The sequence below is a fragment of the Vibrio marisflavi CECT 7928 genome, from assembly GCF_921294215.1.
GTDB classification, from domain to species: Bacteria; Pseudomonadota; Gammaproteobacteria; order Enterobacterales; family Vibrionaceae; genus Vibrio; species Vibrio marisflavi.
The window spans coordinates 732,109-753,435 of the sequence record NZ_CAKLDM010000001.1; the positions used below are offsets into that span (position 1 = coordinate 732,109).

Below are 21,327 nucleotides of genomic sequence, written 5' to 3' on the forward strand. Positions count from 1 at the left end.
CATGTTAATTACTGAATACGAATATCAGGCTATAGTCCTTAGCTTAAAGGTCGCAAGTTACACGGTCATTTGGTTGATTCCATTTGGAATTGCTTTGGGCTGGTTGCTTTCTAGAAAACAGTTTGTTGGAAAAGGGCTGATAGATAGCGCTATACATTTACCGTTAGTTTTACCTCCAGTTGTTGTTGGCTATGTTTTGCTGATTACGATGGGAAGAAAAGGCGTTATCGGTGAGTGGTTGCTTGAACATCTTGGTCTTGTATTCAGTTTTAATTGGAAGGGGGCAGTGCTTGCTTCCTCTATCGTCGCTTTGCCTCTGATGGTTCGTTCTATACGTTTAAGTATTGATAACGTCGACAAAAAACTAGAGCAAGCCGCCGCAACGTTAGGCGCATCCTCGTTACGTGTATTTTTCACTATAACACTCCCATTAATCCTGCCTGGGATAATAACTGGAACCATGCTAGCGTTTGCTCGAAGTTTAGGAGAGTTTGGAGCGACAATGACATTTGTATCGAACATTCCGGGAGAAACTCAGACAATTCCGCTTGCAATGTATTCATTTATACAAACTCCTGGGGATGAAGGTCAGGCTGCAAGGCTTTGTGTTATTTCGATAGTTATCGCTCTCGTGTCTTTGATTACCTCTGACTGGTTTGCTAAGCGTACTCAGCGTCGATTAGGGGTGAAGAAATGAGCTCGTTAAAGATTCAGTACCAACAGATGTTGGGTACTACTTCGTTTGATATTGACTTGGATTTACCGAAAACGGGAATAACGGCTATCTTTGGTCGTTCTGGCGCTGGTAAAACTTCATTAATTAACGCAGTTGCTGGCTTATCTAAACCTGAATTCGGTCGTATTTCTGTTGGTACACATGTTCTATTTGATTCAGAAAAAAAACTTAATCAGCCTGTACATAGACGCAATGTCGGGTATGTGTTTCAAGACTCACGCTTATTTCCACACTATAGAGTGAAAGGTAATCTGCTTTATGGTGTCGATAAATTTGATGAAAAGTACTTTGATAGAGTTCTTGATATGCTCTCGCTAGAGAATTTATTAGGCCGATTCCCCTCCGAGCTATCTGGCGGAGAAAAGCAACGGGTGGCTATTGGGCGAGCTTTGCTTTCCAAGCCAGACATTCTGTTGATGGATGAACCGCTAGCTTCATTAGATCTCCCAAGAAAAAGAGAAGTAATGCCATTTCTCGAAGCCTTAGCGGTGGAAGTGAAAATTCCAATTTTATATGTGTCTCATAGCTTGCACGAAATAATTCGACTAGCGGACCATTTAGTCATTGTTGATTGCGGACGCGTTGCAGTTTCAGGTCCAATACAGAAGGTTTGGGCATCGAAAGAGATGCAGCCTTGGCTTAATAGTGATGAACAGAGTAGTTTATTTGAGGGGCAAGTTGTTGAACACAATCAGGCATATGGGCTGAGCAAAGTACAATTAACCAACGCGCACTCCTTATGGATACAAAAAATAGACTGCGAAATAAAGTCTATGGCTCGGCTGCAGATAAGAGCGAATGATGTGTCGATTACATTGAACAAGCATGAAATGACTTCTATTCGAAACATACTTGAGGTGGAAATTGCGACGATTCAGCGAATGCCAACCAACAACAGTTCGAATTTTAACGTATTAGTTCAACTAAGATTAAGTGATGAATGCAATTTATGGGCATCTGTAACTCGTTGGGCCTGTGAGGACTTAAACTTGCACGAAGGGCAATTGGTTTATGCACAAATAAAAGGAGTGAGCCTCACTCAAAAAGATATTGCGCTCACCCATTAGTTATTAGTTAAAAACCTCTGTCGTATCAGGTAGAGTTAATTTATTATTTTTTGAATGTTTCGAGAAAATCACGCTTCAATATTGCATCTCTGCGCGCTTTTTTCAGCTGCTTGACCATATCTTTAATACAGTTCTTTAGAACTTGGTCCAGAATATCTGCCTTATAGCTTTCCTGTTGACTCTCGTCGAGGTGGCTAGGCATGTCCATAGAGTCAAACTCGCCGATTGTATTCACACTCGCAAAAGCTTGACTGATTGTGATAAGGGCATGGAACTGTTCGAAGTTGTCTAGGATATTCTGAGCACTGTTTGGTAAGGCATCCCATTCTCCTCTCACTACACTTTCAGAAGCCTCGTGAATTGACGCTACCATTAAGTGCATTTCTTCGGGAACTTCTTCAAACTCGATTAAGTGACGGAGCTCTGGTGAGACACTCTCAAGATCCACTTTATTATTTTCGTTGTTTACTGTCTCAGACATATTAGTTTTCCATATTACAAATAACGCCATGCTAAAAACATATAGTAGAATGTCAATATTAATGGCCCAAATATTCAATGCGTTCCGGGTAACTATATGCTATATGTTTAATAAATAGGTGTCGTGACTGAGGGAAATATGATCAATACAGGCTCATCAATGCGAATTCTACTCGTCGATGACGTCCAGCTTGATAGAATGCAGCTAGCTATTCGGCTCAAGCAACTAGGACACATCGTAGAAACAGCCGCTAGTGGAATTGAAGCCCTGCAAATTTATCCAGAATTTGAGCCAGAGCTTGTGTTACTCGATGTTTCCATGCCTGAAATGGATGGTTTCGAAGTATCTCAGTCTATCAGGGAAAAGTTTCCAGATTGGATACCGATTATTTTTCTAAGTGGTCATGAAGAGCCCCATATGATTGCCAAAGCAATAGAAGCTGGTGGGGATGACTATTTAACCAAGCCTGTCGATAAGCTCGTTCTAAATTCTAAGCTGGTTGCGATGCAGAGAATTGCTTTCATGCGCCGAGAGTTAAAAAGGACATCAGCAAAACTATCCGAATTAAACATCGCACTGCAACGACAGGTGAATGAAGATGGTTTAACAAAGCTATTTAATCGCCGTTTTATCGATAATTCTCTACAAGATCTCGTTGCATTGCACGGACGTAACGGCTCGCCTTTGTCTCTTATATTACTGGATGTAGACAACTTTAAACCATTCAACGACAACTATGGCCACATCGAAGGAGATAGGTGTCTAATAGAGTTGGCCAAAATGACAAATGAACTATTTACTCGTAGTGGAGACTATGTAGGTAGATACGGTGGTGAAGAGTTCGTCGTTTTATTGAGTAATACGAGCGAAGAAAAGGCTCTGGAACATGCTAATCGTATCAAGGAAGGTTTAGCCAAGCTTAGCTACCCTCATGAATTTAATAATAGTGCTGGTTTCGTGACGGTGTCACAAGGTGTGTTGAGTTTGATACCTACAGGTAAGGAGAACATCGACGACTTGTATCGAATGGCTGACCGGGCTCTGTATCGTGCTAAGAATGAAGGTAGGAACTGTTTCGTACTTGCAGAATTTGAGCTTTACCCAGAAAACGTAGAAGAATCTAGCGTGAGATAATACGGTTTCGACCCTTATCTTTAGCTTCATAGAGTGCATTATCGGCTGCTTCAATGACTTCCGCTGGGGTTGATAGTTTTTGGTTGTCAGATAGACCAATACTAATCGTTACTTTCACTTTTTCTGAGTCAACTTCATTTGCTAGTGCGCTGTCACTCACATGACTGTTATTTAAGCGAGTGTACATTTCATAGTGCTCAATAGCAGCTCTTAGAAATTCTAGATAGTCCTGCGCGTCAGCTGCTCGTTGGCCTTTAAAAATAATCGCAAACTCCTCTCCGCCATATCGATATACTTTTCCTTGCCCAGAAAGCTGCTCCAATTTTTTCGCAATCAGTTTTAAAACGTCATCACCGATAACATGCCCGAATTCATCATTTACATTTTTGAAATGGTCGATATCTAGCATGGCGATTGAGTATCTACGACCTAAGTTTCTTAAGTCGCTCTCCATTGCATTTCTTGCGGGTATACCAGTCAATGGATCATTGAAGGCTAGCTTTTGACTAGCAGAAATTAGGTAGACTAAAAGTAGCGCGCCTAAGGTTGTAAATAGAATGCAAGGCACGTATGGGGTAGTAATAAAAAACAGTGCGCTGCTAACAAACAACAAGGCTGTGTATACACTCACATCAATTGGCCGCTTATACTTGAATAACATAGTCGTCGAGCCCACAAGGCAAAGCGACATATAGCCGATGAGTATTATTGGTATGTTCGAAATGTTTGGTAGGGTATAAAAAATAACATTGTCGACTGTACTTATAGGGTTTGCTTTTAAGTGCTTTAGCAACAGGTAGCCCCAATAAAGCGTGAATACAATTGTAACGGCATAAACGAAGAATGATTTATTTAGTAGATCAGTGTCTTTAAATAGATAGATGGAAAATATGGTAGCGGGCATTATCAGTGCCACAAGAGAAAACTCAATGTTCGTTGACAGGTTTTCAGGAGTAGGTTGAAACTGTTGGATAATCCAATAGCCAATAAGCAACGTAAAAGACAGCATAGCAACACGGCTTCTTTTAAATGTATGAGCTAAAACTACAACACAAACTAGCAGTACATAAGGTAGCTTCATGAAAAAATCATGGCTAGGCTTAACATAGGCAGACCCATAACCTAAACCCACTAAAAGTGGGATTAAAAAACATACTGGCATTAAAAAGTGGAACCAAGTAGACGCTTTTAACTTTTTAAACATTAGATAGAGCCTATAGACCTTTTGGTTTTCACATTTATCTAAAATTCATATCCAACTTTAAGCATAATGCTAATTGATAAATTTCCAAGTATATATCAATAAATTATTTGAGAATTACGAGTCATAATTCCGATCTCAGCGTTTACGTTTTTAACCTTTTAAGAGTAAAAATTTGAGTTATTTAGCGGAATCGGCAAAGATTTCAGCGAAGGCTATAATTAGATGTAATAGTAAGAGTTACCTATGGAAGGGAGCATAATTTATGCAAATAAGCTTCGACGTGCACAATTATATGGAAACTTTGGTAGGCCAAGTTCTAGCTCAAGAGAAGTTTACGGCTAACCTGGATCACGAGCAGATAGCGGATTTAGCTTGCTTGGCTTTAGTGCAGCTAAAACCTGTTTATATTCGTCACGATATCGATTTTCTGTCAGCGCTTCCTGAGGATCGGTTGGTCGTATTGAAGGTCGCAGCACAAGACGCGGTTGATTCAGCGTTACCAATGATTTTGAATGATCAAAGGAAGGATAGAGATACTGATATCCCTATAGTATTCACTCACCCTCGTCTCGATGATGAATCTGAATTAGAATGGTTCGAGAAGCCGTTATTAAAACCAAAAAATTAAAAAGGAGTTACGCGTGGGGTTATTTTCTCGCCTATTTGGCTCAAAAACGTCAGAACCCGCTTCAGCAGTAGAAGCCGAACCTATTGAGTACAAAGGTTACTTTATCTATCAAGAGGCGATGGAAGAGGGAGGGCAGTATCGAATTGCGGGGAGGATTACAAAAAAAATAGGTGAGGATACAAAGACTCATAGATTTATTCGTTCTGATGTACTTGCTACTGAGAGTGATGCCAACGAGTTTATGCTTAAAAAGGCTCAAATGTTTATAGACCAAATGGGAGACGATATTTTTGCCTAGTTCCTCTTTTAACTTCTAACCACAATACTCTTTTGTACACATTAGTGATAGAGCCTTTTGGCTCTATATGACATTTCTGTCAGTTCAGTGAAGATTTCAATTCAAATTCCTAAATCCAATAGAATTTTGTACCTCAAATGCACTTTGTTGTACAGGTTTTTGTTGCATTATTTTGTTATTTGTATTTTTCGTTTAAAAAGTCTTGAACTATTTAAAAACGTTAGATAAAACAATTACACATTTGTACTAATGGTTAAGGAATGGCTATGCAAATTGGTGTGCCTAAAGAAGTAATTTCTGGAGAAACTCGGGTGGCTGCCTCGCCCAAATCGGTAGAGCAACTACTAAAATTAGGCTTTGATGTTGTGATTGAAACTCAAGCGGGTGTTCTAGCAAGTTTTGACGACGAAGCGTATGAAAAAGCAGGTGCGAAAATTGTGTCAGCTCAACAAGCTTGGGAATCTGATATAATTTTGAAAGTTAATGCGCCAACATGTGAGGATGGCAAAGACCTAAATGAGGTCGAATTAATAAAAGAAGGGGCGAGTTTAATAAGTTTTATTTGGCCGGCCCAACGTGAAGAGTTGATGGACAAGCTTTCCAGCAGAAAGATCAATGTAATGGCTATGGATTCGGTACCTCGTATCTCAAGAGCTCAAGCTTTAGATGCATTGTCTTCCATGGCTAATATCGCAGGTTATCGTGCTGTAGTCGAAGCTGCTCATGAGTTTGGTCGCTTCTTTACCGGTCAGATAACGGCCGCAGGTAAGGTACCTCCGGCAAAAGTTTTGGTCGCTGGTGCTGGTGTGGCGGGCCTAGCGGCTATCGGTGCTGCTGGAAGTCTAGGTGCGATAGTTAGAGCATTCGATGTTCGCCCCGAAGTTAAAGAGCAAGTAGAGTCCATGGGTGCGGAATTCTTGGAAGTCGACTTTTTGGAAGATTCGGGTGCTGGTGACGGCTATGCCAAAGAAATGTCCGATGAATTTAACAAAAAAGCTGAAGAGTTATACGCCGCTCAAGCGAAAGATGTCGACATCATCATTACAACAGCACTAATTCCTGGAAGGCCTGCGCCAAAGCTTATCAGCAAAGAAATGGTTGATAGCATGAAGCCAGGTAGCGTTATCGTTGATTTGGCTGCTGCGAATGGAGGTAACTGCGCCTATACAGAAGCAGACAAAGTAATTACCACTCCAAACGGTGTAAAAATTGTCGGTTATACCGACATGGTTGCTAGATTACCGACTCAATCCTCTCAGCTGTATGCGACCAATATTGTTAACCTATTAAAGCTACTTTGCAAAAACAAAGACGGCTCTATTGATATCGACTTTGAAGATGTTGTGTTAAGAGGTGTCACCGTAGTTAAGGATGGTGAGATCACATGGCCAGCACCACCGATTCAAGTTTCTGCACAAACAACAAAACCTCAACAGGTTGAACCAATCCAGCATGAAGAAGCAAAACCCATGTCGCCTAAAAAGAAAATAGGTTTCATGGTTGCTGGCGTTGCCGTTTTTGCTTGGGTAGCGTCTGTTGCTCCTGCAGCATTTCTAGCTCATTTTACAGTATTTGTTTTGGCATGCGTTGTAGGTTACTACGTTGTGTGGAACGTTACCCATGCACTGCATACGCCACTTATGTCAGTAACAAATGCAATTTCAGGGATCATCATCGTTGGTGCATTACTTCAAATCGGGCAAGGGGATGGCTTGGTTAGTTTTCTTGCATTTATCGCAGTGCTAATCGCCAGTATTAACATATTTGGTGGATTTACCGTTACCAAACGTATGCTCGAAATGTTCCGTAAAGATTAGGGAAGGGAAAGGAAATGTCTGTTGGATTAGTTCAAGCTGCTTACGTTGTAGCAGCGTTGTTTTTCATTTTGAGCTTGGCTGGTTTGTCCAAGCAAGATTCAGCGCGTGCAGGTAACTATTACGGTATTGCCGGAATGACTATCGCGTTACTAGCTACGATCTTTAGCCCATCAACGAATGCAGTTACTTGGATTGTTGTCGCTATGGTTATTGGTGCATGTATCGGCATCTATTACGCTAAAAAAGTTGAAATGACTGAGATGCCAGAATTGGTGGCTATTTTACATAGTTTCGTTGGTGCCGCTGCGGTGTTAGTTGGATACAACAGCTATTTGCATGCTCCAATCATGTCATCAGCAGAACACACTATACACCTAGTCGAAGTGTTCTTAGGAGTGTTTATTGGTGCGGTCACATTTACAGGTTCGATTGTTGCGTTTGCAAAGCTTCGCGGATTGATTTCTTCTTCACCGATGAATATTCCGCACAAACATAAGTGGAACCTAGCGGCAGTCGTTGTTTCAATAATCCTTTTAGTTCGCTTTGTAGAAGTCGGCGGCACTGTATCTGCTCTAATCTTAATGACGGCTATTGCATTGGTATTTGGTTACCACCTTGTGGCATCAATCGGCGGCGCTGATATGCCAGTTGTTGTTTCTATGTTGAACTCATACTCCGGTTGGGCAGCGGCAGCGGCAGGTTTCATGCTCGCCAACGACTTACTAATCGTAACGGGTGCGTTAGTGGGCTCTTCAGGTGCGATTCTTTCTTATATCATGTGTAAAGCAATGAACCGCTCATTCATTAGTGTTATTGCTGGTGGTTTTGGACAAGAAGTAGCAGTGAGTAGCGATGAAGAGCAGGGAGAGTTTCATGAAACTAATATTGAAGATGTCGCAGATATGCTTAAGTCTTCAAAATCAGTAGTAATCACTCCCGGATACGGCATGGCTGTGGCACAAGCTCAGTATCCAGTTCATGAAATTACGGAAAAACTACGCAATCACGGTGTTAACGTAAGGTTTGGCATACATCCCGTAGCCGGTAGGTTACCGGGTCACATGAACGTGCTATTGGCTGAAGCCAAAGTACCTTATGACGTGGTTTTGGAGATGGATGAAATCAACGATGACTTTACTGAAACAGATACAGTATTAGTGATTGGTGCGAATGACACGGTGAATCCTGCGGCACAGGAAGATCCAGCGAGCCCGATAGCTGGTATGCCAGTTTTGGAGGTATGGAATGCAAGTAATGTAATTGTATTCAAGCGTTCAATGAACACTGGTTACGCAGGGGTTCAAAACCCGCTGTTCTTTAAAGATAACACTCATATGTTGTTTGGTGACGCTAAAGACTCTTGTCAGCATATTTGCGCAGCACTAGACTAATTTAGCTATTAAAAGAAGCACTGCAAAAGCAGTGCTTCTTTCTTAAACCAACGAAACCTATTCGAAAGCCAACCCTGCAACTCGCCCTTCGTAGACATCGCTAAAGTACGTTTTTAGTACACCACAGCTACTCGAAAAGACCAGGCTGTAGCCATCACTATATTCGGCTACATATTTGCCAGATAATTCTTTTAGTTTCTGGATGTAATGAACACCTTTATTGAAGCTTTTAACTTTTTGTTTATAGTCTTCTTTTACAAATACGGTTTCTCCATAGTCCCCATCTTCCTCTTGTATGTCCATGAGCTTTAGGAACTTATAGGGGTGAGATATGTAGCCGCTACACATTAATATGGACGCTAATACAGGCGTACTTAATACTACTTTTAGGAACCACTTGTTAAATCTTTTTGGATCATGGGCAATGCTCGACTTGGAGCTAACTTTGTACCACTCCTTTTTGGCAAAATCTATCCATCGTTTTAGTGCGAAACGTTGTACCAAAGTATCAACGATAGCGATGACTTTCTCGATAACACTTTTTATCCAGTTAACTAAGCTACTACCAACTGCTGTCACAGAGTAAATTGCAGCATCAGCACAAATACTAAGAACTCCCCAAGTGGCCCCAAACATCCCTTTAGCGACACAAGTAGCTGAATGTTTGTATAGAGTCATAGAAATCATACTCGATTGACCAGGCGCTACCGATACACCTCTACCAGCGTAAATTTGATCAGCAAGGTCTTTAGACTTTATACATGCTTCTTTTACTCCGGCATATACGTCTACGGCGTTTTGGTAATAGCCCCAACCCGGAATAAGATCTGCAAGTGTGCCTGCAAATTCAGACGCCAGCCACATACCAACATCTGCTAGCCACTCCATTACATATTCACATTTTTCCCCATACACTCCTTTTATTTTGCTCATCAAGGAGTGAAAGAAGCTTGATAGGTAGGCTTTAATCTTTTTAACAAATGCTGGTGACTCTATCTCAGAGACCTTAGTTGCAATAGCGGAAGCTCCTTTTTTGGCTGAACGGTACTTAGATTTTACGGAGTCTATTCTATCTGCGTGCTTCGCAGCAAAATTTGCTTTGGCAGTAGATACTTTGTTTTTTGCCTTACCAGCAGCGTTAACAAGTTTTATCCCTCTATCTGTTTTTTCGAGCAATGTAGAGCAGGCAGCTTTCGCGTCATCTTGGAAATCTTGACCAGCTATAAACGAGTCGAACAACATTCCAGCGACATCTGACTTTGAGGAAATCGCTTTTTCTTTTTCAAAGTTTAATGTTGAAAGTACGTATAGAGTTCCGATTCGTGCATCTAGAGCTTCAATATCCGTGGCTTTACTTGTTGGAACTGCGTTACTTTTGCTACTAGAATTTCGAAATGCAGCTTTGATCTTCATTCGTAAAATGTTTAGTTTGCCCACTGTCCTAGTCCTTATTGTCAGATATCACAGTAGCAGTCTAGGAATTGAGTGGTAGAGCATTCCAACTAGTATTGGATTTTGTGTGAATTTTTAATGTGTAATTAGTTACTACGGATATCTGTAGGTTTTGGCTAGATATTCGCCTACTTAAAAGGGTAAAGTTATAAATAAAACAATTCGTTATACTTTTATAAGCGTTTCAGTATACTTTAAGTGTATATTTGATGCTGATATATCATTTTGAACAAGAAAATGTGTCGGTGTATCAAACTGATGTATTATTTACCTTAGCATTACATTAACCCCAGTTGTTTATAGAATAATACGTTATATTCTATCTAAAACTTTGAACTGTAGATAATTTGCCTTGATAAAAACAGCGCTTCATTTTTTGCTTGCGATTTTAGCAATATCCTCGATGCAGGTCAGGGCAGAGTCTCTTCCCGAGCGGATAGACAATTTCGTAGATTTATTTAATCCGGATAGAGCTACGGTTTCGTATGATATACGAGCGATTCAAACAGATTATCCAACTAAACTGCTAGAGCCTAGCTCGATGCTACCGCAAACGTCTTCATACCCGATACGGGATATACAAAGACTTTATCAACTAGCAAAAAACTGTACTGGAAAGTTACCGCTCAGCCCGTTGATTACCGAGCCTTTAGTGTTTACTAGAGCGATGTGTAACGGTACGAAGTTAAGCCTTCGTTGGTTTGCTAGAAGTGGTCTGATTCACCCCGGTGGTGGAACTTATGCATACCGCTACTCTTTAGTGCATCCCTCAGAAGAGAAAGAGTTAGAGCAGTACATGCATATCAAGGAACGGCCTCTTGCTCCGGCTAATACCTTGCTCGGTCGATTACAGAGGATGAAACCAGACGCGTTAGAAGCACTGATTTCCGGCGCTAATATGTTTATAGAGAAAGATTATCTATGGCTTAGGCAAAATGATAGCTACTACCTTTACCCTGAAAATATCTGGAAAAACAACGTAGATAAGTCCGGGTTGAGCTTTAAACTGTACAATCAGTCGAATGCTTGCTTTGTTCAACGAGGAAATATTTGTTGGAATGTGAAAGATCATTCGGCACTTTTACGTGTAAGTATGGTCGTACTAGCTATAGCAAACATTTTGTTAGTGTTAGGTTGGGCTTTGTACCGTTGGAATACAAAACGTCAAGAAATGCAAAGCAGAATGCTTATTCTGCAAATTTTGACGCATGAATTGAGAACGCCTATAGCCAGTTTGTCATTAACGGTTGAGGGGTTTAGGCGAGAATTTGAACGCTTGCCAGAAAGCGTTTACGATGAGTTTAGAAGATTATGTGAAGATTCTCGTCGTTTAAGACAATTGGCCGAAGCGAGTAAAGATTATTTGCAGTCAGATAACAAACCTCTGGCAACAGAATGGGTACCCTCTGTAGAAGAGTGGTTACAATTTAAGGTTGAGGAATTGGACAATGATGTCCAGTTTAGTATTGATAAGGACGTTGCAGCAAAACTAAACGTTTATTGGCTTGGTACTTGTATAGATAATCTAATTAACAACGCTGTGAAATATGGTGTTTCGCCCGTGAGTTTACAAGTTTCATCAAGCCATAACATGATAGTAATTAAAGTGATTGATCAAGGCCAATTGACGCAGAAAGACTGGCACGTACTGCGCAAGCCATTTGTAAGTAAGAGTGGCCTTGGTTTAGGCTTGACAATAGTAGAATCTATGGTGGACAGGATGGGTGGAAAAATGACTCTCGCTGGGCCACCAACAACATTTATATTGGAGATACCTTGTGAAACAGACATTGCTTCTAGTTGAAGATGATAAAAACTTAGCAGATGGACTACTAGTGAGCCTCGAACAAGCGGGATATGAATGTTTCCACTCTGAGACAATTGCTGATGTTCAACAATATTGGGACAAAGCAGACTTAGTTATCTTAGATCGTCAGCTGCCTGATGGTGACTCTGTACAGCACCTCGCTGATTGGAAAAAAATAAAGAATGTGCCTGTCATCCTACTTACTGCTTTGGTGACGGTAAAAGATAAAGTGACAGGTTTAGATGCAGGAGCCAATGATTACTTGACCAAGCCTTTTGCAGAAGCCGAACTATTTGCGCGTATTCGTGCACAGCTTCGTCTTCCAGAAGGCGATGTGATGGATGATTCAAAAGTAAAGACAGACAACTTACTTATCGACAAAGCAACACGTGAAGTGTTTTATAACGATGAATCGGTAACGTTGACTCGTACTGAATTCGACCTATTGCTGTTTTTAGCTAGCAACCTTGGCCGAGTATTTACTAGGGATGAACTATTGGATCATGTATGGGGTTATAATCACTTCCCAACCACACGTACAGTTGATACACATGTTTTGCAGCTTCGCCAAAAGCTACCGGGACTTGAAATCGAAACACTTCGAGGTGTTGGGTATAAGATGAAAGCGTAATGCGGTCAATACTCGTAATTATACTAGGCGTGCTGCTAAGTGCGCCTAGCTACGCAAACAGTGTTGAGTGGTTTGAAGAAAATACACCTCTCACACAAGCCCACCAGCATCTCCTTGATGATGACCTACCAGCTATGTTTTCTTCCTTAGTTGAACTTTGGCAGTTAGACGATAGTAAAACATTAGGACCCCACCTGAATGCGCTTTTCATGCAGTCACTAGAGCTAGACTGTGGAAAAGGGTTGGTTACAAAATCTTTTCCTGAATGGATAAAATCCGTTGTTGTAGAGAGAGCTGATGTTCAAAGCCCAGGCCGAGACTCTTATCGTGTAGTGGTGCAAGTTACTTCTACCAAACGTCTTTATAGTGTTTCGCTTAAAAAATGGGTAAACAAAACTATTTCTGCAGACGACGCATTAACAAGTAATCAGATTAAAACTGGCGATTCCACAGATTACATTTACACAATGCGCTACAACTTAAATAATTGGGTTCCTCAAGGTCTGTATCGCATTGACGTTACTGCAGAAAATCAAGACTCTTGGAGTTCATGGTTAATCTTTGGAAAACCAAAAGCCAAGCAGACGGTGCGCTGGATTTCTAAAGATCGTTGGGTTGTTGAGAAGAACGCTTTGCTTAACCGTTTTTGCCCTTTACCCAAGCTAGATGTTTCAGTGTTTAGTTATAAAGATGGCAAGTATGATCAAGTGTGGAATGAAAGCTATGACTCTGATTATCCAGTTTCTCTTGGCGATAACAAACTATCACCTGGGCGGTACGTACTCGCGGTTTCAATGACCCATCAACGCTGGCAAGGACCAATAATTGTTGAACAAACGCAAACAATTAGCAAAACATATGATGTTTCTGTAGATGATTGATTAAAGTTAATATTAAATAGAACGATATAAACATTAAAGGAATAAAGTTTATATCAATATGAAACAATTCATTCGATTATGCTCACTTTCAGCAGTATTCTATGCTTGCTCTACGTACTCCGCGAGTTACGCTATTGAAGCGCGTGGGGATTCAATGGGAGGCGTCGGTGTCGTCGCCGCTAACTTTCTAACAGCTCCATTTTATAACCCCGCTATTACTGCCATTTATCGACGAAACGACGATGCAGGTATGATCATGCCAAGTGCTGGTCTTATCTACAACGATGAGTACGATATGATCAACGATCTAGATAACCTGTCCGATTTGATATCAGGTTATTCAGCAGGCAGTGATGCTAGTGCAATCCAATCAGCACTAGATGACTTAACCGGTGATACGGCAAGTGCTCAATTAGGTGGTGTTGTTGCTATTGCGATTCCGAACCAATACGTTGCCTTGAACATTTTTGGTAAAGCTTATGCTGAAACTTTTGCAGAAGCAGATATCTACAGTGGGGCAAGTACCGGTAACTCGCAAACGAATATTGCAGTCAATGCCGAGTTAAGCTCTATCAATGCGGTATCAGTTGCGGTGACAGAGGTAGGTGTCTCTTTGGCGAAATACCAAACATTCTTAGGTCAACACTTATCTTTCGGTGTTTCTCCAAAACTGCAGCGTATATATACCTACGTTTATACAGCTAACTCAACAAGTTACGACATCAAGGACTTTGCAGAAAATAGCAATGGTAACACCATGTTTAATATGGATGCCGGTATGCTATGGTTTCATGGGCCGTTGAGGTTTGGCTTTTCTGCAATGAATTTAGTGTCACGTGATATCGCAACAGAAACGATCACACAGACGATAACCAGTAGTATAGATGGCTCTCAATCACGTACATACACTCTAAACTACACCTACGAAATGAGACCGCTTTATACGGTTGGAGCTGGGCTTGTTGGAGACTTTGCATCATTAAGTGTTGATTATGATTTAAATGAGGAAGAGCACTTTACTAACTTCGCCGATAACACTCAAATGCTTAGAGTAGGAGGAGAGTTAGATATTCTTCGTCAGTTAAAACTTCGCGCGGGTTACCAAAAGAATCTAGCCTACAGCAATTCAGACGATACTTATACAGCTGGTATCGGTATAGATTTCTTAAATATCGTCGAGTTTGATTTAGGTGTTAGTTACACCAACGAGCATGCTATGGGTGGGTTTGTCAATTTCTTGGCAACGTACTAAGTATGCACCTTTAGTGAAAACAATCTTTTCGCACTGAAGGTTTTGTTATATAGTTCGCCTCCAATTCCATGGAGGCAAACATGTTTGAAGACTTAGGCCTGACGCACGAAGAACAGCAGCTAGCAGTAGAGAAAATTCAACAATTAATGGCACAAGGCATAAGTACTGCTGAAGCCATAAAAATTGTCGCTCAACAAATACGTGAAGAAAGAACAAAGCGTGATTAACTAAAAAGCCGTTGATTTTATATCGACGGCTTTTACGTTTTTGATAGCTTACTATGTCTGATTATCGGAAAGTTCACGAACTGTATCAGATACGTTTTCGGCGCCTTTGTATATTTCGTCCATTACCGCTGACACTTCGGTAACTTTATCGCGACCTTTGTTCGCTATATCAGAAACTTCCTCCATCATATGAGTCATCTCATTAGTGGAGCTACGAGTTTCGTTAACAACATCAGCAATTTCTGACGTCGCTTCGGTGGTTCGTGAAGCTAATTGGCGAACTTCGTCGGCAACAACAGCAAAGCCCCGCCCTTGTTCTCCAGCACGGGCTGCCTCTATGGCTGCGTTTAAAGCAAGCAGGTTGGTCTGATCAGCAATACTTTTTATGGTGTTAACAATTTCTTCAATACTTTGTGATCGTTCGTTTAGAGTTAACATAGCCTGACTGGTTTCAATGAGTTTCTCTGTTATCGAAGACGCTATTTCAACGCTTTCGTTCAAACCCACAGAACCTTCTTTTGCTATTTGAGCGGTTTCGACGGAGGTGCTGTAGGCAACTTCAGATGCTCTGGCTATTGCTTCGTTTTTCTCTACTTGTGGAGTAATATCTGAAGCAAACTTAACGACTTTATATACTTGTCCACTTTGATTGCGAATAGGGTTGTACGTCGCTTCAATCCATATACGATCCCCGTGGGAAGAACGTCGTAAAAATTGGCCGGATTTAAACTCACCACGAGCAAGCTCAGCCCAGAAGTTTGGGTTTTCTTTGTAGAACTCATCAAAGCAGAATATTTTATGGTGGGATCCTTTGATATCTCCTAGCTTGTAGCCCATTGCAGATAAGAAGTTTGAGTTGGCATTCAGTATATTTCCGTCAGGATCAAATTCGATTACAGCGAGTGAAGTGTTCAATGCATCCAATACAGATTGCTTACTGTCGTCTTTAGCTTTTAGTTCCGTAATATCCGTCGCTATTTTTGCAACAGTGATCACTTTGCCACTTTCATCTTTTATAGGAAAATAAGTCGCTGATAATGTAATTTTCTCTCCGGATTTAGAAAAGCGATCAAACGTACCATGCTTTACCTGCCCGTGACCAAGTTCCGTCCAAAACTGCCGATACTCGTTGCTGGAGGCATAGCTAGGATCACAAAAGATTCGGTGGTGCTTTCCTTGCATCTCTTGTTTTGAATAACCGACTACATCGAGAAACAGTTGACTTGCATCCTTAAAATCACCATTTGCCGTGAACTCTATCCAAGCAATGTTACCTTTTATTGCTTTATATACTGAATCTGCGTAGTCATCCCTTTTTTCGGCGTCTGTCGCTTTTTTAAAAAACATATCTCGTCATCTGTCCTTAGATCCATAAGTCTTTTCATTATAAGCATGTTTTTATGAAGTTGATAGTTATGTCTATAATGGAATTAAGCAGTTTTAACACATTGAAATATTGTTTGTTAATAGTAAATGAGTGTTGAGTAACTAAATTTCACTAACATTTAGTCTCAAAGATAAAACACACACTTTTGCTTAGAATTAGGCTAAATACTCCAAAAGTATTAGCTGGAGTATTTATTTTAGAATGATGTCTTAGTAGGCTACGAATAATGAACCACTTACTGTTCAAGAGTCCTTCGTATTACTCATAGAGAAGTTAAGCGCCGTTACAGTGAATCAAATAGTGCAGAAAAGAATCGTTGATTATTTGCAGGCGCGGTAGCTGAGTTAGTTAAGCTTTAAATTAGAAATACCGATCGCTATTGGGTCGACGACATCGGTTAACCAAGTTTTAGCCAGTTGTGCCGTCATCGATGTATAACCATCCTTAGTTAACTTTGTCGTCTTAGAGAATACACCGCTATCGACTAATTTATTGGTGTCTGATGTTAAGTACCAACGGCCACTAATTACAATTTCCCCTTCGAAGTTTGCATAGAAATTCGCGACGTCGATTTGAAGGGTAAGTGCGTTAGATATGATTTGTGAAGAGGGTAGCCAATTTGTATTAGGTAGCCTTTGGCTTAGACGATTTAGGCTTAACCCCTCTAGCTGAGAAGCTAGCGGCTCAGCCCAAAGGTGATTTGCTGCTTGATAAACTTTTCCATCACTATTCACCATCACGATATTTAGCCGTTTTAAGTAGTCAGCAACATTAATTGGTCTAAGCTGAATGGTTAGCCTCTCATTGCCCATGCCAGTTTTATACGCTGCTACCGCTGAGTTGTTGGGTAGCAGGTATTCTTGAGAAACGGGTTCATTTGTACTGCTACAAGCAGTCAATGTTATGACTGATAGGGCAATTAATATGTACTTTTTCATCATAGTTTACCTATTGTCGCCTGTTGCAGCTTTTGGTTCGATATCAGACCGTTGAGACTTACCAAATATAAGAGAGTTGGGCTTTTGTCTAATCTCTTGAAGTAGTGGCTGCAATTCATCCAAAGTTCTTTGTAATGAGCTTAAGCTTTGCTGTAGTTTTTGCCCAACGATGCCTTCTGACTTGTAGTCAGATAAAGTAGAGTCTAATGACTTCAATGATTGTGATAACCGCTCTGGCAACTGCTGCGTCTCTTTATTTGCAAGTAGTCTATTCGTGCTATGCGACACTTTATCAAGAGAGTTCAAAGTTGAAGAAGCGGCCTCGAGTGTCTTGTTAAGCTCTTCAACCGTCTTATTTAAAGGCAATGCTGCCAATTTATTTAAGATAATTTCGACTTTGTCCTGCATAGTGGCGAGACTGTCTGATGTCGTTGGGAATACATTATATTTGCCAAACGTTAATACCTTTTGCGGCTTGGCATTTTTTACATATTTAACGGTGACAATTTTGGCGCCTGTCAGAATGTTACTGGTATTTAGAGTAGCTCTGGCTCCTTTCTCAAAAGCCTGCTTAAACTTGTTTTTCCACTTACTAAGGCTTAGAACGGAATCATTGAAATTGTATTCTAGCCTTTGTGGTGCAATACGAACCAGCACGGGTATCGGAGGGCTAGTCTCAGTGTCTAGGGTTTCAATAGAAGCACCGCGAAATGGAGCCTGAGTGACGGTACCAATTTGGATACCATTATATTCAATAGGAGTACCAACTTCTAAACCGGCTATACTGCCATGGAATAACATGACGTAGTAAATGAATTTGTCGTAACGGTTATCCTCGGCTTCTTGCTTTGAAGTGAATAGCTGGAATTCGGTTAGATCTTTAACTGGATGAGGGGCTTTTTGTTCATCAATACTACCAAAACTAATACCACCTGATATTAAACTTTGCAGTGAATCAACACGTACTTCTAACCCTTTCGCTGTTCCTTTTACAGAAAGGCCCGGAGTCATCCAAAATCGAACATTACTATTAACCAGAGCGTCGTATGGGGCATGAATGAAAAGACGGTAAGTGATAGCGCCTCGCTTAATATCAAAGCCTACATCTTCTATGTAGCCAACTTCATAGCCACGGAAGTGAACTGGAGTGCCAACTTCTAGCTTGGTGCTTTGAGTTGAAAAAAGTTTTATACGAATGCCTTTGTCATTGACGGTAGAAAGAGGCGGCTTGTCTAGCATTTGAAACTGACTTTTCTTTGCGCCCTCGTTGCCGGGCTCCATATTTATGTAAGCACCTGAGAGCAGTGTGCCGAGCCCGCTTATCCCTTCGGCCCCAACGCGCGGTTTCACTACCCAAAACTTAGTGTTGGTACGAAGTAGGGGCTGAGTACCTTTATTCATCTGTAAAGTGATGACTGCATGAGTAAAGTCATTACTTAGCTTGATATTTGTAACTTCACCTATATCAACGTTACGAGCTTTAACTTTCGTTTTTCCGACTTCTAGGCCGTCAGCATCTTTTGCGATAATTGTTATTTCTGGACCTTTTTGTGCCCAGTTGTCGTATATCATCCAACCAGACACGATTAAGGCAACCAAAGGCACTATCCAAATAGTGTTGAATTTAAAGTTACGTGTAGATTCAACGTTAGGATTCTGATTCGTCAACTTTTGTTTCCTCTGATATATCCCAAACTAAACGGGGGTCAAAGCTCATAGCAGCAAGCATGGTAAGAATAACAACGGCGCAAAAAGACATAGCGGCGATACCGGGGACAATATTCATTAAAGTACCAAGCTGAACAAGCGCCGAAAGAATGGCAACGACAAAAATATCGACCATAGACCAACGACCTACTAACTCGGTTAAATGATAAATTTTCTGTTTCTTAATTGCAGGAAGATCCGTTGCAAAATGATATTGCCAGCAGAGCCAAAACAGAGATAAGATTTTCGCGATAGGTACTAGGACGCTAGCAATGAGTATAACCAAAGCGACAGGGTAAGACTTGAGTGCCCAAAGTAATAAAACACCGCCTATAATCGTCGAATGCTCTGTAGTACCTAAGAACGTAGTATTCATGATGGGAAAAAGGTTTGCCGGCACATAGAGAATGCTGGCACCGATAAGCAATGCAATCGTACGCTTCAAGCTAGCAGGCTTTCTGCTCATAATAACGTGGTGACAACGAGAGCATGTTCGATTAGTTGAAGGGTTCAGCGCCCCGCAAAACTGACAACCGATCAAACCTTGATTACGAGCTGAACTTGCCTTTTGTTTGATGTCTATTTTTTCACTTTGACCAAAAAATTGATTCCACAGCCAACGTTTATCGACATAACAAACTGTTCTTATAAGCAAAAAGGTATAGGCTGCGAATGCCCAAAAAGACACACCTAGACTCACCTCAGCCAAGCTTTTTAGCTTAACTAAAGCTACTAAACCACCTAGCATAAACACATCGACCATCAGCCAAGGCTGGATCGTTTCAAGGCTAAGGAGCAGCCAGCGCGTATAGCGATGATGTTTTGATTTAACTATTAGAGAGAAGCTAAGCAAAAGTATGCTAAACAGATAAATAAGGGGCAGCACAACAAGAGTAACTGAAACTATAGCTCCTAATGCAGTGAAGTGTTCGATTAAAAGTGCGTTGATGCAATCCCAAAGGCTTATTTGCTGGGTAATGCCGTTGGAGCTAAATCCTAAGAACTCATAAGTCAAAGAGAGAGCAAACAGAACTATTGCAGCTGAGCTATTTGCGAGGAGTAGCTGCGCTGTTTTTTTGGATACTGTAACGATTGGGTGTTTACAACGTTCACAACGCAGTCTTTCATTGTGTTGCATTGGCGGAATCGTGTTTACCCAATCGCAGCAATCACAAGCTGTTTCATTCTCTATGAAGGTATCATCACTCATTGCTAACAAAAGCCGTCACTATCGCATCCTATCTAAGTGTAATCACTCGATTATGGATTGTTGTTTTATAAGGAGTTTACACACTTGTTAGCAAGTGAACGAATTTTTTATTCATCAATTGTTAAATAATGGCAAGAACGGGCGTCGGTTTACTATCGCCCGTTAGCTGTCTAGTAAAGGATTTCATACTTACTGTAGACATCGTTGGTTAGAGGTGGTGGCAATATGCCCCATGGAGAAAGTTGCTTTTCCAAATAACCTGGTTTCGAGAACAGTTTCAGCGCAGCTTGGTTAAATCGCTTAACTAGTGATTGCTTTGTTGTTTTCTTAGGAAAAGCGACGAAATAAAGCAGTTCTCTATCGCGCCATGCATACTTTACATCAGTGACATTGAATTGCTTTGCTCTGTACTCAGCTAATGCTTTGTTACTGTAATACGCGTCTATTCGGCTGCTTTCAAGCATACGAATCAAATTTCCATTTTCGTCTGTTTGTATATTGATACGGATTGGTTTTAATCCCATGGTTATCATCAAGTCGCGCACGTTTGCTAAAGAATTAGATGTGTTAGAGGGGCCGAATACGCCAACTTTAAAGTTTTGAATATCGGATAGGCCTTTAACTTCCTTTTTGTAGGAGGAGGGGACAAAGAAACCATATTCAGTGAGCATAAATGGAACGGAAAAGTAAAACTTTTCTCCACGCTTTGAATACCAACCAAATGGAAAAATGGCATCAGCTTCTCCGTTGGCCACCTTTAGCTTAGCTCTACGAGTTGGAAGAATAGTAAAATGACATGTTTCGTTCATTTCTCGACAAATATCGTTGATGATGCTTTTAAATGGCCCAGTACTTTTACCAGCACTAGACTTTTGGCTAAAAGGTGGGAAATCAAAAGTGGTGAATTCTAAGGCGCTAACAGGTAGGCTCATACAAGATACGGCTAATAATAAAATGACGAAGCGCTTCTCAATCATAGCTATCCATGTTCATTCATTAAAAAGAAAGTTACTTAGTAATTGTGCATTTTAAACTATAGTTAGTTTAGTGTAAGTGACCAGACTAGTTTTTGTAATTCA

General features: G+C 40.8%; 20 protein-coding genes. 12 read left to right on the plus strand and 8 right to left on the minus strand.

Annotated features, from left to right (window positions below):
* The first annotated feature begins 7 nt into the window (after positions 1 to 7).
* Entirely contained in the window at positions 8 to 697 is a 690-nt protein-coding gene (gene modB, locus L7A31_RS03230) for a molybdate ABC transporter permease subunit (protein ID WP_237360744.1), read from the plus strand.
* Positions 694 to 1,803, plus strand: a complete 1,110-nt coding sequence (gene modC, locus L7A31_RS03235; protein WP_237360063.1) for a molybdenum ABC transporter ATP-binding protein ModC — start codon at positions 694 to 696, stop codon at positions 1,801 to 1,803. The genes modB and modC overlap by 4 nt, the downstream gene beginning before the upstream one ends.
* Positions 1,804 to 1,846: 43 nt before the next feature.
* Here modC and L7A31_RS03240 read toward each other — a convergent pair whose 3' ends face one another.
* Positions 1,847 to 2,284: a DUF3069 domain-containing protein gene (locus L7A31_RS03240; RefSeq protein ID WP_237360064.1), complete on the minus strand. Its 438-nt coding sequence runs from the start codon at positions 2,282 to 2,284 to the stop codon at positions 1,847 to 1,849.
* 138 nt (positions 2,285 to 2,422) lie between these two features.
* On the opposite strand from L7A31_RS03240, the gene L7A31_RS03245 reads away from it, so the two are divergent.
* Complete coding sequence (locus L7A31_RS03245) at positions 2,423 to 3,418, plus strand: GGDEF domain-containing response regulator (RefSeq protein WP_237360065.1); 996 nt, start codon at positions 2,423 to 2,425, stop codon at positions 3,416 to 3,418.
* Here L7A31_RS03245 and L7A31_RS03250 read toward each other — a convergent pair.
* The gene (locus tag L7A31_RS03250; protein ID WP_237360066.1) at positions 3,405 to 4,622 is read right to left on the minus strand and encodes a GGDEF domain-containing protein; all 1,218 of its coding nucleotides are present in this window, start codon (positions 4,620 to 4,622) and stop codon (positions 3,405 to 3,407) included. The genes L7A31_RS03245 and L7A31_RS03250 overlap by 14 nt on opposite strands.
* A 262-nt stretch (positions 4,623 to 4,884) precedes the next feature.
* Here L7A31_RS03250 and L7A31_RS03255 point away from each other — a divergent pair, with 262 nt between their 5' ends.
* From L7A31_RS03255 to pntB, 4 genes are all read left to right on the plus strand, one after another.
* Complete coding sequence (locus L7A31_RS03255; RefSeq protein WP_237360067.1) at positions 4,885 to 5,250, plus strand: late competence development ComFB family protein; 366 nt, start codon at positions 4,885 to 4,887, stop codon at positions 5,248 to 5,250.
* A 13-nt stretch (positions 5,251 to 5,263) separates the two neighbouring features.
* Positions 5,264 to 5,548: an HlyU family transcriptional regulator gene (locus L7A31_RS03260; RefSeq protein ID WP_237360068.1), complete on the plus strand. Its 285-nt coding sequence runs from the start codon at positions 5,264 to 5,266 to the stop codon at positions 5,546 to 5,548.
* A gap of 266 nt (positions 5,549 to 5,814) precedes the next feature.
* Entirely contained in the window at positions 5,815 to 7,365 is a 1,551-nt protein-coding gene (locus L7A31_RS03265) for a Re/Si-specific NAD(P)(+) transhydrogenase subunit alpha (RefSeq protein WP_237360069.1), read from the plus strand.
* 14 nt (positions 7,366 to 7,379) lie between these two features.
* On the plus strand, positions 7,380 to 8,756 hold the full coding sequence (gene pntB, locus L7A31_RS03270; RefSeq protein WP_237360070.1) for a Re/Si-specific NAD(P)(+) transhydrogenase subunit beta: 1,377 nt from the start codon (positions 7,380 to 7,382) through the stop codon (positions 8,754 to 8,756).
* A 57-nt stretch (positions 8,757 to 8,813) separates the two neighbouring features.
* Here pntB and L7A31_RS03275 read toward each other — a convergent pair whose 3' ends face one another.
* On the minus strand, positions 8,814 to 10,193 hold the full coding sequence (locus L7A31_RS03275; RefSeq protein ID WP_237360071.1) for a hypothetical protein: 1,380 nt from the start codon (positions 10,191 to 10,193) through the stop codon (positions 8,814 to 8,816).
* Positions 10,194 to 10,611: 418 nt separating this feature from the next.
* Here L7A31_RS03275 and vxrA point away from each other — a divergent pair, with 418 nt between their 5' ends.
* The 5 genes from vxrA (at position 10,612) to L7A31_RS03300 (ending at position 15,006) form a co-directional block, all read left to right on the plus strand.
* Positions 10,612 to 12,012 (plus strand): sensor histidine kinase VxrA, encoded by a 1,401-nt coding sequence (gene vxrA / locus L7A31_RS03280; protein ID WP_237360072.1) that lies wholly within the window; start codon positions 10,612 to 10,614, stop codon positions 12,010 to 12,012.
* Positions 11,987 to 12,646, plus strand: a complete 660-nt coding sequence (vxrB, locus tag L7A31_RS03285) for a response regulator transcription factor VxrB (RefSeq protein ID WP_237360073.1) — start codon at positions 11,987 to 11,989, stop codon at positions 12,644 to 12,646. The genes vxrA and vxrB overlap by 26 nt, the downstream gene beginning before the upstream one ends.
* Positions 12,646 to 13,527, plus strand: a complete 882-nt coding sequence (locus L7A31_RS03290; protein ID WP_237360074.1) for a DUF2861 family protein — start codon at positions 12,646 to 12,648, stop codon at positions 13,525 to 13,527. The genes vxrB and L7A31_RS03290 overlap by 1 nt, the downstream gene beginning before the upstream one ends.
* 58 nt (positions 13,528 to 13,585) lie before the next feature.
* Positions 13,586 to 14,779 (plus strand): conjugal transfer protein TraF, encoded by a 1,194-nt coding sequence (locus L7A31_RS03295; RefSeq protein ID WP_237360075.1) that lies wholly within the window; start codon positions 13,586 to 13,588, stop codon positions 14,777 to 14,779.
* 80 nt (positions 14,780 to 14,859) lie between these two features.
* Positions 14,860 to 15,006 (plus strand): YoaH family protein, encoded by a 147-nt coding sequence (locus L7A31_RS03300; RefSeq protein ID WP_237360076.1) that lies wholly within the window; start codon positions 14,860 to 14,862, stop codon positions 15,004 to 15,006.
* Between the two features lie 51 nt (positions 15,007 to 15,057).
* Here L7A31_RS03300 and L7A31_RS03305 read toward each other — a convergent pair whose 3' ends face one another.
* From L7A31_RS03305 to L7A31_RS03325, 5 genes are all read right to left on the minus strand, one after another.
* The gene (locus L7A31_RS03305; RefSeq protein ID WP_237360077.1) at positions 15,058 to 16,353 is read right to left on the minus strand and encodes a methyl-accepting chemotaxis protein; all 1,296 of its coding nucleotides are present in this window, start codon (positions 16,351 to 16,353) and stop codon (positions 15,058 to 15,060) included.
* Between the two features lie 384 nt (positions 16,354 to 16,737).
* Positions 16,738 to 17,334 (minus strand): PqiC family protein, encoded by a 597-nt coding sequence (locus tag L7A31_RS03310; protein ID WP_237360078.1) that lies wholly within the window; start codon positions 17,332 to 17,334, stop codon positions 16,738 to 16,740.
* A gap of 3 nt (positions 17,335 to 17,337) precedes the next feature.
* Positions 17,338 to 18,999, minus strand: coding sequence for an intermembrane transport protein PqiB (pqiB, locus tag L7A31_RS03315; RefSeq protein ID WP_237360079.1), 1,662 nt, complete (start codon positions 18,997 to 18,999; stop codon positions 17,338 to 17,340).
* A complete protein-coding gene (locus tag L7A31_RS03320; protein ID WP_237360080.1) occupies positions 18,980 to 20,248 on the minus strand; it encodes a paraquat-inducible protein A in 1,269 nt (422 codons plus the stop codon). The genes pqiB and L7A31_RS03320 overlap by 20 nt, the downstream gene beginning before the upstream one ends.
* 170 nt (positions 20,249 to 20,418) lie before the next feature.
* On the minus strand, positions 20,419 to 21,225 hold the full coding sequence (locus L7A31_RS03325) for a substrate-binding periplasmic protein (RefSeq protein WP_237360081.1): 807 nt from the start codon (positions 21,223 to 21,225) through the stop codon (positions 20,419 to 20,421).
* Positions 21,226 to 21,327: the final 102 nt, after the last annotated feature.